Source organism: Pseudoalteromonas sp. S1727 (assembly GCF_005886375.1).
In the GTDB taxonomy this organism is placed as follows: domain Bacteria; phylum Pseudomonadota; class Gammaproteobacteria; order Enterobacterales; family Alteromonadaceae; genus Pseudoalteromonas; species Pseudoalteromonas haloplanktis.
Map to the genome: position 1 here is coordinate 174,301 of NZ_PNDT01000011.1, position 15,035 is coordinate 189,335.

At 39.8% G+C, this 15,035-nt stretch carries 18 protein-coding genes; 15 read left to right on the forward strand and 3 right to left on the reverse strand.

Annotated features, from left to right (window positions below; genetic code table 11):
* Positions 1-107: 107 nt before the first annotated feature.
* Positions 108-737, reverse strand: coding sequence for a PAQR family membrane homeostasis protein TrhA (gene trhA / locus CWB85_RS04175; RefSeq protein ID WP_138554185.1), 630 nt, complete (start codon positions 735-737; stop codon positions 108-110).
* A 250-nt stretch (positions 738-987) separates the two neighbouring features.
* On the opposite strand from trhA, the gene CWB85_RS04180 reads away from it, so the two are divergent.
* The 15 genes from CWB85_RS04180 to CWB85_RS04250 all read left to right on the forward strand — a co-directional run bounded on the left by CWB85_RS04180 (position 988) and on the right by CWB85_RS04250 (position 12,248).
* Complete coding sequence (locus CWB85_RS04180; RefSeq protein ID WP_016706688.1) at positions 988-1,284, forward strand: hypothetical protein; 297 nt, start codon at positions 988-990, stop codon at positions 1,282-1,284.
* Positions 1,285-1,496: 212 nt separating this feature from the next.
* Positions 1,497-2,075 carry an LON peptidase substrate-binding domain-containing protein gene (locus tag CWB85_RS04185; RefSeq protein ID WP_029215979.1) on the forward strand — a complete coding sequence of 193 codons (579 nt, stop codon included), beginning with the start codon at positions 1,497-1,499 and terminating at the stop codon, positions 2,073-2,075.
* A 66-nt stretch (positions 2,076-2,141) separates the two neighbouring features.
* A complete protein-coding gene (locus CWB85_RS04190) occupies positions 2,142-2,765 on the forward strand; it encodes a sigma-70 family RNA polymerase sigma factor (RefSeq protein ID WP_016706685.1) in 624 nt (207 codons plus the stop codon).
* The gene (locus tag CWB85_RS04195; RefSeq protein ID WP_138554186.1) at positions 2,758-3,420 is read left to right on the forward strand and encodes a ChrR family anti-sigma-E factor; all 663 of its coding nucleotides are present in this window, start codon (positions 2,758-2,760) and stop codon (positions 3,418-3,420) included. Before CWB85_RS04190 ends, CWB85_RS04195 begins: the two co-directional genes overlap by 8 nt.
* A 20-nt stretch (positions 3,421-3,440) precedes the next feature.
* Complete coding sequence (locus CWB85_RS04200) at positions 3,441-4,394, forward strand: YbgA family protein (RefSeq protein ID WP_016706683.1); 954 nt, start codon at positions 3,441-3,443, stop codon at positions 4,392-4,394.
* A complete protein-coding gene (phrB, locus tag CWB85_RS04205; RefSeq protein ID WP_138554187.1) occupies positions 4,394-5,788 on the forward strand; it encodes a deoxyribodipyrimidine photo-lyase in 1,395 nt (464 codons plus the stop codon). Before CWB85_RS04200 ends, phrB begins: the two co-directional genes overlap by 1 nt.
* 1 nt (position 5,789) lies before the next feature.
* Positions 5,790-6,221 (forward strand): nuclear transport factor 2 family protein, encoded by a 432-nt coding sequence (locus tag CWB85_RS04210; protein ID WP_016706681.1) that lies wholly within the window; start codon positions 5,790-5,792, stop codon positions 6,219-6,221.
* The gene (locus tag CWB85_RS04215) at positions 6,218-6,928 is read left to right on the forward strand and encodes an SDR family NAD(P)-dependent oxidoreductase (protein WP_016706680.1); all 711 of its coding nucleotides are present in this window, start codon (positions 6,218-6,220) and stop codon (positions 6,926-6,928) included. Before CWB85_RS04210 ends, CWB85_RS04215 begins: the two co-directional genes overlap by 4 nt.
* Positions 6,925-8,181: an NAD(P)/FAD-dependent oxidoreductase gene (locus CWB85_RS04220; protein ID WP_138554188.1), complete on the forward strand. Its 1,257-nt coding sequence runs from the start codon at positions 6,925-6,927 to the stop codon at positions 8,179-8,181. Before CWB85_RS04215 ends, CWB85_RS04220 begins: the two co-directional genes overlap by 4 nt.
* Positions 8,174-8,911, forward strand: coding sequence for a DUF1365 domain-containing protein (locus CWB85_RS04225; RefSeq protein ID WP_016706678.1), 738 nt, complete (start codon positions 8,174-8,176; stop codon positions 8,909-8,911). Before CWB85_RS04220 ends, CWB85_RS04225 begins: the two co-directional genes overlap by 8 nt.
* A gap of 29 nt (positions 8,912-8,940) precedes the next feature.
* Positions 8,941-10,203 (forward strand): SAM-dependent methyltransferase, encoded by a 1,263-nt coding sequence (locus CWB85_RS04230; RefSeq protein WP_138554189.1) that lies wholly within the window; start codon positions 8,941-8,943, stop codon positions 10,201-10,203.
* The gene (locus tag CWB85_RS04235; protein ID WP_138554261.1) at positions 10,181-10,699 is read left to right on the forward strand and encodes a DUF2878 domain-containing protein; all 519 of its coding nucleotides are present in this window, start codon (positions 10,181-10,183) and stop codon (positions 10,697-10,699) included. Before CWB85_RS04230 ends, CWB85_RS04235 begins: the two co-directional genes overlap by 23 nt.
* A 36-nt stretch (positions 10,700-10,735) precedes the next feature.
* Positions 10,736-11,233 carry a chalcone isomerase family protein gene (locus tag CWB85_RS04240; RefSeq protein ID WP_016706675.1) on the forward strand — a complete coding sequence of 166 codons (498 nt, stop codon included), beginning with the start codon at positions 10,736-10,738 and terminating at the stop codon, positions 11,231-11,233.
* Positions 11,230-11,763, forward strand: a complete 534-nt coding sequence (locus tag CWB85_RS04245) for a DUF3833 domain-containing protein (RefSeq protein ID WP_138554190.1) — start codon at positions 11,230-11,232, stop codon at positions 11,761-11,763. Before CWB85_RS04240 ends, CWB85_RS04245 begins: the two co-directional genes overlap by 4 nt.
* Before the next feature lie 209 nt (positions 11,764-11,972).
* On the forward strand, positions 11,973-12,248 hold the full coding sequence (locus CWB85_RS04250; RefSeq protein WP_016706673.1) for an HU family DNA-binding protein: 276 nt from the start codon (positions 11,973-11,975) through the stop codon (positions 12,246-12,248).
* A gap of 62 nt (positions 12,249-12,310) precedes the next feature.
* On the opposite strand, the gene ilvN is transcribed toward CWB85_RS04250, so the two are convergent.
* The gene (gene ilvN, locus CWB85_RS04255) at positions 12,311-12,808 is read right to left on the reverse strand and encodes an acetolactate synthase small subunit (protein WP_016706672.1); all 498 of its coding nucleotides are present in this window, start codon (positions 12,806-12,808) and stop codon (positions 12,311-12,313) included.
* The gene (locus tag CWB85_RS04260) at positions 12,808-14,532 is read right to left on the reverse strand and encodes an acetolactate synthase 3 large subunit (protein WP_016706671.1); all 1,725 of its coding nucleotides are present in this window, start codon (positions 14,530-14,532) and stop codon (positions 12,808-12,810) included. Before CWB85_RS04260 ends, ilvN begins: the two co-directional genes overlap by 1 nt.
* Positions 14,533-15,035 lie beyond the last annotated feature (503 nt).

Here is a 15,035-nt window from a genome sequence, read left to right on the forward strand (position 1 = left end):
AACTTTTATACCAATCGTGTTAAATTACTGACCATTTATAACGCAGTTAGCGGTTTATTTAGCCCGCTAGAATGGTTAGATATTTAAGTCGATTGGTATTACTTACGTTAATAAATGTATTTACTAATAGAGACATAGTGGCAAACACAGCCTGCAATCACAAACACATGCCATATTGCATGACTAAATTGGCGTTGTTTAGCACTGTAAAACAAGGTGCCTAGACTATAAAAAAGCCCGCCTGCGAGTAACCACCATAATGCATTTACATCTACATTTAAATAAAGCGGATAAATAATAGCCACTGCAAACCAGCCCATTAATAAATAGGTTGCTAGTGATACTTTTTTGTTTTGGTTTGTAACCCATAATTTGTAATACACACCACCCAAAGCTAAAAACCATATAAATATTAAAGGTAAAATTGACCAAAGCCCAGTTAATGACAACACTAAAAATGGGGTATAAGTGCCTGCAATTAAAATATAAATAGCACAGTGGTCACATTTTTTATAAATAGCGCGTGCACGTTGATCAAGGCTGCTGTGATAAAGTGTCGACGATAAAAATAGCAAAAATAGGCTTGCACCATAAACTATTGCACTGATGATATGCGCAGAGCTTTGTGATTTTGTCAGCAGCTCCCACAGTACATAAATTGAAAAAATAACCCCAGCCCCGTGTGAAAGCGCATTTAGTTGCTCTTCTTTGGCAGAATAAGCAGGTACAACACTCATAGTGTACTCAGAAATAGTAAAATGTGCTTTCAGTGTACAAGTGTACGCTGAACTTGGCAACACCAAAAAATAGCCTAAATAATGGTTAAATTGACTACATTTTTTGGTCAAAAAATTAATGTTAAAAATTCACTTCGAATAAATTTTAATAACTTTATATATTTCAATGTATTAAAAAATAATTTTCACTTGGCACAACCTTTGATTAAGTAATAGCGACTAACTTAATAACACAATAAGGAATACCATTATGAAAAGCATTATTAAACTATCGGTTGCAGCACTTTTGGTGGTTGGTTCTACACAGGTAAGTGCAAATGACGGTCAATTAGACATTACTCAAACACTTACAAACAATATTGCTCATTACATTGAAAGTGCAAGTAATGAATTACAAAGTAAATTAAAAGAATCTGTGTTCAGTGATTCGCAAAAAATGTTAAACGGGCTACTTTCTTTGCCAAATGAGCAATTAGTTGACTCTAATGCAGTTGAAATTTCGCCGTCCCCTGTGGTGAGCAATAGTGCGTCTAAGGTTGAGGGGTAAGACAATGAGCAGCGAACTTGGATTATTTGCTTTAATGTTAGCACCCGTCGTGAGCCTATTAAGTGTTTATGCTTCAGTAGAGCTACTGCGTAATCTGGGGCAATGGTTAAACTTAGGTTAAACGCAGTAGGTTACTAATAATCACTAACGTTGATCTTATTCGCTGCGGTGCACGTAACGTAATGCAAAGTTTAATTGATGTAGTAAGCCTTATGAAACGTGCAATCTTTCCATTACCCGTCTTTATTCTACCTTGCGGATATACGCGGTTACGTATTTTTGAGCCTCGTTATCTAGAGATGGTTAAAGAGTCATTAAAAACTGAGCAAGGATTTGTGCTGTGTCAATACGATATAGATAGCTACCTCAATGTTCCCAAGTACGGTTGCTTAGTGGATATTATCGACTTTTCACAAGATAAGCATGGGCAATTATTGATTGATGTTGTCGCTACATCAGTGGTTGAAATTAATGATGTATGTGAAAATAAACAACAACTGCGTTATGGTCAGCTATCGGCAACTGAAAACATATTTTGGTTTCAACAACCTCGTCAATTTGCAAATAAAGATAAATATTTACAAACAGCGTTACAGCAGTTATTTGCAAGTAATGAGCAATTAAATGAGCTTTACCGCGAAACTCACTTTAATGAGCTTAATTGGGTTGTTGCCAGATGGCTTGAGTTACTCCCTATCTCAATTGATAAAAAACAACAACTTGCCTTTGAATCTGACTTTGCGAATATTCATTCTTTCCTCCATACTGTGATTAATAACGAATTTTCCTAATTAATATGATCCCTCTGTATTTTTGCCGCGTATTGCACACATAAGAATACTAATAGGAATATTAAGATGGTAAGTCAACAACCAGCTACACGTTGTGAACCTAACACAGGTAACTATACTGCCATGCCAGAAACGCCGAGCAAAGAGCTCGCTGATGCCTTATCGGCTGTCGCCGACAAGCGTGATAAACAAGCATTTGCTTATTTATTTGCTTATTTTTCACCTAAAATTAAACGCTTTGGTATTAAACAATTTAATTCTGACGCACAAGCGATGGAGCTTGTGCAAGAAACGCTGACCTCGGTATGGCGTAAAGCGCATTTGTACAATAACGATAAAGGTGCAGCAACCACCTGGGTATATACCGTGATGCGAAATGCCTCTTTCGATATGCTGAGAAAAATGAAAAGTAATAAAGAAGAGCATATCAGTGAAGATATTTGGCCTTTGGTAGAGCAACATGCCAACTCTGACTACGAATTTAGCGATCACCTTGAAACCCAGCAGATAAAAAACTACTTGGATAAGTTACCTCAAGCACAACGGGACGTGGTTAAAGGTGTGTATTTTCAGGATATGTCACAGGAACAACTAGCAGAGCAGTTAAATATTCCTGTAGGCACTGTGAAATCACGTTTACGTTTAGCGTTACAAAAATTACGCAATGAAATGGGAGACCGCCATGATTAAACATCACCCAAGCGATGCGTTATTAGCGCAGTATTGTAATGCGTCACTGCCAGCAAGCCTGAGTGTTGCCGTGGCAATTCATCTAGAAATGTGTGAATGCTGTCATGCTAAAGTGAAGCGACTTGAAGCACAAAATGCAGAGCTTATCTTTGCTCAACCTCAAAGTGCTATTGATGAAGAGCTCAGTGCTGATGCTATGTCATTACTTGCGGCAATTACAGAAAATGATGACGTTGATGACGTGTATGAAGTCCAACCGCAAACCGTTGCTATCACTAAACAATATAGCTATCAATTGCCACGGGCCCTTACACGTATTCCGCACAGTAAGTTTATGCAACTGGGCAAAATATCGCGTTCGCGTATTGGTCTTGAAGACGGTGCACTGCGTTCGAGTTTATTGCACATTGCCGCCGGTGGTGAGATCCCAGAGCATACGCACACAGGTTTTGAATTAACCCTGTTACTTGATGGCGAATTTAGTGATGAAGAGGGAGACTACGTTGCTGGCGACTTTATGTGGTTAGATGGTCGTCATCAACATACGCCAATAACCAAAGATGGGTGTTTATGCTACACAGTTGTCAGCAGTGCACTACACTTTAACAAAGGCTTGAGTAAGTTACTTAATCCAATTGGTAGTTTGATTTACTAGGAATACTTACTGGGAATATTATGGCGCAATCGAGTATTAAAATTGGCATTAGTGCCTGCCTTGCAGGTGAAAAAGTACGCTTTGACAGTGGTCATAAAAAATCGAACTTCTGTATGGATGAGCTGGCAAAACATGTCGAGTATCAACGCTTCTGTCCGGAAGTTGCGATTGGGTTACCGATCCCAAGGCCGACTATTAGACAAGTCAAAGTGGGTGATACTATCAAGGTGTGTCGTCCAGATGGTAGTGAAGATGTTGGTCCAAAGTTGACCGAATACGGCAAACGTATTGCTACCGAGCAATCTGCACAGCTCAGTGGTTTTGTATTTTGCGCTAAAAGCCCAAGTTGCGGTATGGAGCGGATCAAAATATACAATGAAGCCGGCACTGGTAATACTTCTGAAGGAGTTGGTTTTTTTGCTGAGCAAATAATGGCACATAACCCACTCTTACCTTGTGAAGAAAATGGCCGATTAAACGATATGCATTTACGTGAAAACTTCGTAATGCGAGTGTTCACCTACAAAAATTGGCAACTACTGCGCGAGCAACCTGCAACGGTTCATCGTTTAACACAGTTTCACGCACAGTATAAATACCTGTTAATGGCTCACAATTACCAAGCGTATCGTGATCTAGGTAATTTACTTGGCACTTACGAAGGGCGTGATTTTGAAGCGTTAGCAGATAGCTATATCAGTGGTTTGATGGCTGCATTGAAAAGGCCTGCATCTCGAAAAAATAATAGTAATACCTTGATGCACTTACAGGGTTATTTTAAAAAGCAGCTGTCCAAAATAGAAAAGCAAGAACTGCGTGATGCAATTGATGAGTACCGCGATGGTTTAGTGCCATTGTATGTACCGCTGACATTGCTTAAGCATCATTTAAAAGTGCACCCAAACGAGTACTTAGCAAAACAAGTGTACTTTAACCCTTATCCAAACGAACTAAAATTACGCTACGGAATTTAATGAACACTGTATTTTGGTTTAGGCGCGATCTGCGCCTTTTTAATAATCAGGCCCTTTATCAAGCTATTGAAAATGGCTGTAAGAATGCTGTTTTTTTCATCACGGAGCAACAATGGCAGTGTCATGGTGTTGCGCCTATCCAGATTGATTTACTAAAACGCAGACTCGATTACTTAGGTCAATTATTGGCTGATAATGGCATTAAATTGCATATTATTGATGGTGTTGATTATAGCGGCTGCATTCAGCGGTTAACGGCCTTTTGTCAGCAACATGCAGTATCAAGTGTCTATGCAAATAAAGAGTATGAAATTAACGAAGTTAAGCGTGATCAGGCTTTTTTAAAACATGGTGATGAAATTGGAACCTCATTATTGTTATTTGATGGTGATGTAATAGCGCCACCGGGCACTGTGCTTAATCAAAGCGGCGAAATGTTTAAAGTATTTACGCCATTTAAAAATGCCTGGTTAAAACAGTATCAAGATTCACACTTTTATTTTACGACCCCACCGACCATGTTCAGCCCAATTGCGTGGCAGAGCTGTGCATTACTGAGCACTGATAATTCTTCCCATAAATGGCCTGTGGATGACCAGTCGCTTAGTCAAATTTGTAGCCGTTTTATCAACGAGAAGTTACTCAGTTATAAAGATCAGCGAGATATTCCAAGTATTAAAGGCACATCGGGCTTAAGTCCATATTTAGCGTTGGGGGTAGTGTCTGTTTATCAATTAATCGCTTTGGTACAGCAACAGCATATCGATGTATTGAGCAGCTCTAAAAGCAACTTATTTACTTGGGTGAATGAATTAGTATGGCGTGAGTTTTATCGGCATTTAATCGTGGCTTACCCAAAACTCAATAAGTACCAAAACTTTAATGAAAAGTATGATCCCGTTCAGTGGCGCAGCGACGATGCTGATTTTACTGCTTGGTGCCAAGGTAAAACGGGCTACCCACTGGTTGATGCCGCGATGCGGCAATTGCAACAGACAGGTTGGATGCATAACCGATTACGTATGGTGGTCGCTAGCTTTTTAACCAAACATTTGCTGATTGACTGGCGCAAAGGTGAGCGTTTTTTTATGCAGCATCTAATTGACGGTGATCTTGCCTCAAACAATGGCGGCTGGCAATGGGCTGCCAGTACCGGTTGTGATGCGCAGCCTTATTTCAGAATATTTAATCCCATTACCCAAAGCGAACGTTTTGATCCAGAAGGGGAGTTCATTCGTAAGTATGTACCGGAGCTTACGTCGGTACCGAGCAAGCATATTCATTTTCCGCATATTTATTTAGCATTGCAGGGAAGCGATAAAAATCAGTACTGGCCAGCAATTGTAGATCATAAAGCGGCTCGACAACGAGCACTTGACGCATTTAAGGTATGATATGGGTAATCACAAAACGGAAAAATTTATTGAGGTTTATCAGTCACTCAATAAAGACAATTTATGTTTATTGAATCAGATTTACCACCAAGATATTACATTTAAAGATCCTCTGCATCAGGTAACTGGCTTAACTGAACTAACAAACTACTTTTCAGGTCTTTATAGTAACCTCTCTTATTGCCAATTTACTATCAGTGATGCAATTAGCACTGACGATAAGGCCTTTGTGTACTGGACAATGCAATACGTGCACCCAAAACTTAATGGTGCGCAGCAGATAAGCGTTGAAGGGCACAGCCACTTGCAGTTTGTTGATGAAAAGATTATTAGTCATCGAGATTACTTTGATGTTGGCGCGTTATTGTATCGCCATGTTCCTTTGCTCGGCTCTGTGATTAATTACATAGACAAAAGGGCGGCACAGTCATGATCACTTTGATAACAGGTGCAACCTCTGGCATCGGGGAACAATTAGCAAAACAATACGCGAGTGCAGGTGATACGGTGATCGCCTGTGGTCGAAATCAGGAAAAATTAAACGCGCTTGGACAGTTTGATAATATCCAAGCATGCCAATTCGATGCTACCGACATTCAGCAGATACGTCTTGCAACAGCAGCTTACCCTGATTTAGACCGAGTGATTTTAAATGCAGGAAATTGTGAATATGTTGACGATGCACGTAATTTTGATAGCAGTTTATTTACCCGCGTTGTCACAACCAATTTACTCAGTATGGGTTATTGCTTAGAGGCACTGCTACCTAAAATTAAACCCGGCGGCCAGCTGGTACTGGTCAGTTCAAGTGTCACTTATTTACCACTGCCACGCTCTCAAGCGTATGGCGCGTCAAAAGCGGGAGTCAGCTATTTGGCGAAAAGTTTGGCTATAGATTTAAACGATATTGATGTCACGTTAGTGCACCCAGGCTTTGTGAAAACACCACTAACAGACAAAAATGACTTTCCAATGCCCATGGCTGTAACAGCTGAAAAAGCAGCTGATTATATTATTAAAGGCGTGGCAAAAAGACGTAAAGAAGTGCATTTTCCTTATCGATTTACCCTCATTTTAAAATGTTTACGTATCCTGCCATTGTCGCTATGGCTAAAACTTGCAAAAGGATTAACCCGTTGAAAAAAGTCGCCATTATAGGGTCGGGTATAGCCGGCTTAAGCTGTGCACAGTTACTGCATAAAAAGTACGATATAACGGTATTTGAAAAAAACAATTACATTGGTGGGCACACCGCGACTGTCGATGTTCAGGTCGATGGACGAGAATACGCTGTAGACACCGGTTTTATTGTGTTTAATGACCGTACTTACCCCAATTTTGAGAAGTTACTAGCGCGTATTGGGGTTAATCGCCAACCCACCCAAATGAGTTTTAGTGTTCATAATGAACAAACGGGTTTTGAATACAATGGCCATACCTTTACTAGTTTATTTGCCCAAAAGCGTAATATCTTTCGTCCTCGGTTTTGGAAATTGCTCAGCGATATTGTGCGTTTTAATAAACTGTGTAAGTCATTACACGCAGCTAATCAATACCAACAAGGGCAAACATTAGGCGCCTTGCTTGATCAACATGGCTTTAACGAGTTCTTTCGCTACCATTATATTTTGCCCATGGGCGCGGCGATTTGGTCTACCAGCATTAAAGAAATGAGCAATGTGGGTGTTGAATTTTTTGTAAAGTTCTTTTTTAACCATGGCCTATTAGATATTACTAATCGTCCACAGTGGTATGTGATCCCCGGTGGTTCTCGTGAATACATCGCGCCATTAATTAAAGGGTTTGCCGACAAAATTCAGCTCAATAGTCACATCAAAACAGTAAAACGAAATGAGCAGATTGTTACTATAGAGTTTGCTGACGGGCGTACTGAAACCTTTGATAAAGTGATTTTTGCCTGTCATTCAGACCAAGCGCTGGCCTTAATGGATGAGCCAACTATGGATGAACAAACTGTACTTGGTGCCATTCCTTACACTGAAAACTCAGTGATCCTACACACTGACACGAGTTTATTACCAAAGCGAAAAGCAGCGTGGGCCAGTTGGAATTACTTGTTAAATGATCACACCGACAAGGCCGCAGTGGTCACTTACCAAATGAATATTTTACAAGGAATACACAGCGATACTCAGTTTTGCGTGACCTTAAATTATCGTGACGGTATTGATAGAGCTAAAATTTTACGGGAATTTACTTACCATCACCCGGTGTTTAACAAAGCATCGATTGCAGCTCAAAAGCAAAAACCATTGATTGATGGTGAAAATAATAGCTTTTTCTGCGGTGCGTACTGGTACAACGGTTTTCATGAAGATGGTGTGAAAAGTGCAGTTGATGTCGCACGTCAATTAGGGGTTGAGTTTGACTAGCGCGGTTTATGTTGGCGATGTTAAGCATCGCCGATTTGCTGTTAAAGCACATCAATTTAAGTACCCTATGTATATGATGTGGGTTGATTTAATGGAACCGGATAGTTTAGATGGCGTTCACCCTTGGTTGGGCACGAAAGGTTTTAAGGCCCTAAAATTTTGCCAACAAGATTACCTAGCATACGCAGAGCAACCACAACACACCATTAGCCAACGCGCACTTACTAGAATTGCTCAGCTTGGCGTATCAGAGTCATTTACTCATGTTTATATGTTAGGGCAATTACGCTGTTTAGGGGTGTATTTCAGCCCAGTAAATTTCTATTTTTACCAAACGGCAACCGGTGACTTTACCCACATGGTTGCTGAGGTGAGCAACACGCCGTGGAACGAAAGACACTATTATTTAGTGCCACTTGCAAAAAAAGTGAACTTTAAAAAAGCTTTTTCCGTATCACCCTTTATGGATCTTGATATGAACTATCATTGGCATATCCGCTTTAATAAAGATAACACCATGATACATATTGAAAATAAAAAAGATGACCAGCTGTTGTTTGATGCCACATTACGGCTTGAGCGACACACATTAACAAAGGCTGCGATCAGTCGTTTATTAAAACAGTTCCCAGCAATGACGTGGAGTATTTTTAAAGGTATTTACGTTCATGCTTTTAAGTTGCTTTGTAAACGTGTGCCATTTATTGGTCATTCAGGTAACGGCGGTTGAGATACTGTAATTAAATTTTAGGTGAAATTATGGAAAAAGTGTCCAGTTTAGAAAGTGGGCAATCGCACGATTGGCTAGTCAAAGTATATAAAAAACTTGTTTTTGGTGCGTTTAATAGCCTAAAGGTAGGCCATATTACCTTAGTACATGGTAATGAGGTTGTTCATTTTGGCGACCATCAAAGTAAGTTGAAGGTGCAGTTAACTGTGCATGATGCCTTAATGTATAAAGCATTTGCTTTATCTGGAAGTGTTGGTGCGGGGGAATCTTACATTCTAGGTCATTGGGATTGCGATAATTTAACCGCATTGATTGAGATTTTTGCGATAAATCAGGCTGAGCTGGATGCGTTTGAGAAAAAATTTGCGTTTTTTAGCAATCTTTATTTTCGTCTTAATCACTTTAAAAATAAAAACTCGCAACACGGTTCGAAAAAGAACATAGTCGCCCATTATGATTTAGGCAATGATCTTTATTCATCGTTTTTAAGCACTGAAATGCTGTATTCGTGCGCTGTTTACCCCACGAAAGAGGCAACGCTTGAGCAAGCGCAAAGTTACAAATTGGACTTAATTTGTCAGCAAGTTGATTTACAGCAAGGAGACACTGTAATTGAAATTGGCACAGGCTGGGGGGCGTTTGCTATTCATGCTGCTACTCATTATGGTTGCCATGTTACGACTACGACAATCTCAGATGAACAACACGCATATGTGGCACAAAAAATAGCCGAATTAGGGCTTGCAGATAAAATTACATTGTTGAAACAAGATTACCGTCTGCTTGAAGGGCGTTATGACAAGCTGGTTTCAATAGAGATGATTGAAGCTGTCGGCCATGAATTCTTACCCGGCTTCTTTCAAAAGTGTAATGCGCTATTGAAAGACTCTGGTGCAATGTTGATCCAAGCAATCACTATTGGTGATCAACGCTATCAGCATTATTTAAAAAACTCCGATTTTATTCAGCAATATATTTTCCCTGGTGGCTGTTTGCCCTGCATAGATGAAATGAATAAGCAAATTAAACAGCAAACCGATATGGTCGTACACAGTATTAAAGACATTGGTGTTCATTACGCTAGAACCTTGGCTGATTGGCGTACGCGGTTTATTACAAGCTGGCCAGAGATTGACAAAGTAAAGTTTGATCAGCGTTTTTACCGTTTATGGTTGTTCTATCTAGCGTATTGCGAAGGGGCATTTCGTACCCGTGCAACCAGTACCGTGCACTTAGTGGCGCGTAAGCCTCGATTTAGCCACTCTGGTGATGATATTGCACTCGGTTATTAATTTTGCGCTGTTCCAAAGTGTTTGGTTTATGGCCTTACTTTTTGAAAACAAAGCAAATTTACCTATAGCGACAGTGCTTATTTTGATGCTGTGGTTATCGAAACAACGTAAGCAAGATTCACTGCTGTTGTTGCTTGGCCTTAGTATCGCACTGTGCTTTGAATATATAATGGTGCAATTTGATTTACTTGGCTTTAAATCAACCCCTTACCCCATCTGGTTGGTATTACTGTGGAGCGCACTGTTGTTGACTGTTAATACGTCAATGCAATTTCTAACCAGGCTTCCTTGGTATTTATCATGTGTTTTATGTACTGTGTTTGCACCGGCAAGTTATTGGGCTGGCGCGCGATTTGAGGTAATAACAATAGCCCAGCCACTGTGGTTTTTTTGGTTGGTATATGGTCTTAGTTGGGCGTTGATGTTTACCTTGATTATTTTTGCGAATAAAAAAATAGCGACTTATCTTCTTTTACACGATCGCTATGGCCATTAATCACGTATCAATCATTTATTATTTAAAGGATGAGTTATGCGTAAAATTACCGTTTATTTATTTACCCTCTTCTTGCTACTTTTATCAATCAATAGCTTAGCAGCACAGTTCAAACAAGTAGGGCAGAGTCGCTTTGAATACTACTTTTGGGATGTTTACGATGCAAAACTTGCTACTCCTTCAGGTCAATATCAGTTTGGCCAACACCCAAGCAAGTTATCGTTAACCTATTTAAGGGACTTTGCTGCCAAAGACATTGTTAAAGCCACCAATGAACAATGGCAGCATTTAGGAAAGAATGACTTGCTTGGTAAGTACGATAAAGAGTTGCTAGCGCTATGGCCAGATATAAAAGAAGGAGAAACACTTTCTTTTATAACGGATGAGCAAGGTAAAGGCACTTTTTACCATAATGATAGCAAGCTGGGTGGTATTGATGACAGTGAGTTTGCTGATCACTTTTTAGCTATTTGGCTATCACCGCAAACTTCGCAGCCTGCAATGCGTAAACAACTGATCGGGGAACAAAAATGAAAAAGTTAACATCAGCATTGATAGTCATTTTTTGTATTACATTAGTCAGCTGTGTTGCGCCAGATGTCGATCATTATCAGGGCAGCAGCCCTGAATTTAATTTTAAGCAATTTTTTAATGGCAGATTGAAAGCCTATGGCGTTGTGCAGGATTACAGCGGTGAACTAACCCGCAAGATGGTCGTTGATATGAACGCCAGCTGGGATGGCAATCAGGGCGTGATAGAGGAAGATTTAGTTTACGACGATGGCGAAACTCAGCGTCGAGTGTGGAAAATCACCTTAAATGACGATAATTCTCTAACGGGCACCGCCTCAGATGTGATTGGTATTGCTAAAGGTAGCAGTAATGGCAGTGTGTTTCATTGGCAATACACGCTTGAACTACCTTACCAAAATGACACCATTGAAGTTAATTTAGATGATTGGATGTACTTGGTAACACAATCGCGCTTGATTAACCGTACAGCTATTGATAAGTTTGGCATTGAGGTCGGGGAAGTGACCTTAGTTATCGAAAAAGTGGAATGATAAACAAATTGTCATATTGATTTGCCAAATTAGTGGTTACATTCACTGTTGGTTAATGTTTAAATCGATATTTATTTGGGCAATTATTTAAAATTTACTCATTTTTTAAGAATTTACGCAAAAAAGGCATTTTGCTGTTGCCAAGACTTAAAAAATGCATAAAGATAGGTTTTGCGAAGGCAAAATAATAACGAATAGGAATTTAACAAATGAATAAAGCTCAATTAGTTGAAAAAATCGCTACTGATGCAGAAATCTCTAAAGCAGCAGCAACACGTGCACTTGATGCATTCACTGGTGCTGTTACTTCTTCTTTAAAAGATGGTAATTCAGTTGCATTAGTTGGTTTCGGTACTTTCTCTGTAAAAGAGCGTGCTGCACGTACTGGTCGTAACCCACAAACTGGTGCAGAAATTCAAATTGCAGCGGCAACTATCCCAAGCTTTAAAGCGGGTAAAGGTCTAAAAGATCAAGTTAATCCTTAATCAAGTAAATTGATTAAATAAAAAAGGGCTAGTTAGCCCTTTTTTTGTTGCGAAAATGAGTGTTACGCTTTTAACGCTTTATCACCACGACCAATGCCAACGGCACCAGAGCGAACCACTTCAATAATATCGGTTTCATGGCGTAGGGTATCCAAAAACGACTCAATCTTATCTGTGCTGCTAACAAGCTGTAATGTGTAACTATTACGACCCATGTCTAAAATAGCCCCTTGAAATACATCAACAACACGTGTTACCGCTGCTCGTTTTGCTTCGTCTTGCGCGAATACTTTGACTAATAGCAGCTCTCGCTCAATATGCGACATTTCAGTTAAATCGATAATTTTTAGTACATCGACGAGTTTATTTACCTGCTTAGTGATTTGCTCAACCACACGATCATCACCCATAGTGGTAATCGTTATACGAGACAGTGAATGATCGTCAGTTGTGCCAACGGTTAAACTATCAATGTTGTAAGCGCGTTGTGAAAACAGGCCAACAATGCGAGATAAAGAGCCCGGTTCATTTTCAAGTAAAATAGATAAGATACGGCGCATTATGCTTTCACTCCTTTACGTAACCACATGTCATCAACTGCCCCAAGTTTAATTTGCATCGGGTAGACATGTTCATTTTCATCAACCAAAATATCTAAAAATACTAGACGATCATTTATCGACATTGCTCTATCAATAGCTGGTTGTAGTTCATCGAGTGTGTTGACGCGAATACCTACGTGCCCATAACTTTCGGCAAGTTTGACAAAATCAGGTAGCGACTCCATATAAGACGATGAGTGGCGTCCACCATAAACCATGTCTTGCCATTGGCGAACCATCCCTAATGAGCGGTTATTCAGTGACACAACTTTGACTGCTAAGTTATATTGTAAACAGGTTGATAGTTCTTGAATGTTCATTTGAATTGAACCATCGCCGGTCACACAAATAGATTCTTTATCAGGAAATGCCAGCTTTACACCCATTGCTGCGGGTAAGCCAAACCCCATTGTGCCAAGCCCACCTGAGTTGATCCACTGACGTGGGTTTTTAAACGGGTAGTACTGCGCGGCAAACATTTGATGTTGACCCACATCGGAGCTGATATAAGCATCACCATGGGTGGCTTTATAAATTGCTTCAATGACCGCTTGAGGCTTGATTTTGTCGCCTTCATGGTTGTAGCTCAAACATTTTTGCTCACGCCAGCTGATGATTTGACGCCACCAATCTTCTTGCGCACTACGGTCTATTTTAATGGGGCTTTTATCAATTGCAGTTTGTAATTGCTCAAGTACTGTTGATAAACAACCTACAACTGGAATGTGCGCCTTAATTGTTTTAGAAATTGATGTTGGGTCGACATCAACATGGACAATAGTCGCGTTAGGGCAGAATTTTTTGACGTTGTTGGTTACTCGATCATCAAAGCGCGCGCCTAATGCTAGAATCACATCGGCATTGGCCATTGCTTTGTTTGCCTCAAGGCTGCCATGCATACCAAGCATGCCAATAAAATTAGGATGCACACCTGAAATACCACCTAAACCCATTAAGGTATTGGTAATTGGCGCATTGAGTGACTCAACCAAGTGGGTTAGTTGCTCAGAGGTGTTAGAAATAACAATACCACCACCAGAATAGATAACTAATTTTTTAGCTTCTAATATAGCGGTAACGGCTTTACGAATTTGCTTTGGGTGGCCTTTAGTATTCGGGCTATAGGTTCTCAGCTCTGTTGCAGGTGGGAACTCAAAATCAAATTTTAGTGCCGGATTTAACATATCTTTCGGTAGTTCAACAACCACAGGACCAGGGCGACCTGTGCTGGCAATATAAAATGCTTTCGCTAAAATTGCAGGGATATCTTTTGCGCTACGACAGTTAAAACTATGTTTAACTATTGGGCGTGAACAGCCAATAATATCGGTTTCTTGAAACGCGTCATCACCAATTAAGTTCGTTGGCACTTGACCTGAGAGCACCACCATTGGAATTGAATCCATATAAGCGGTTGCAATACCTGTAATGCAATTGGTTGCACCAGGTCCTGAAGTGGCTAATACAACACCCACCTCGCCGGTTGCACGAGCGTAGCCATCGGCCATATGAGTGGCTGCTTGTTCATGACGCACTAAGATATGTTCAACATCATCTTGTTGAAATAATGCATCATATAAATCTAATACTGAACCACCGGGGTAGCCAAATATATATTTTACTCGCAATGCTTTTAATGCCTGAACAACTAGTTCGGAGCCATTATATTGTTGTGTACTCATCCTCATTCCTCTGCGTGCCTAATACCTTTGTAAAATAGCGGTTCGAGAGTATTGACTCTGTTCGCTATTTAATCGCAATGGCATTGTATTTTAAATGCATAAAAAAACCCCCGCTGAAGGCGGGGGTTTTTAAAAAGCGTATTCACCTTTTAATACATCCCCGCTGGGCTTAAGACTAAGACCAGTACGAGTACATTGATAAGGTGACGTTGGTTATTCATAGCGCTGTTATTCTTCTATTTGTTTTGTTATAAAAATTTTAATAGTGCGTTACATTGTGCAACCTATTAGGCAATAAAAAGCACAACTCATTCACTAAATTTAATACCCTTATTTTTAAAGCTTTTGTCATTCGATGTCAACTGTGAATGTGAAAACTTGCATTAAATTTCCAAAATAAATGTTTTTTCATTTTAAAGTTGCTTTAATTTGTAATTAAAATGACAAAAACAAAAGAAATTATGCGATTTTTATATGTGAACCGTTTTACTGCTTGTAGCGTA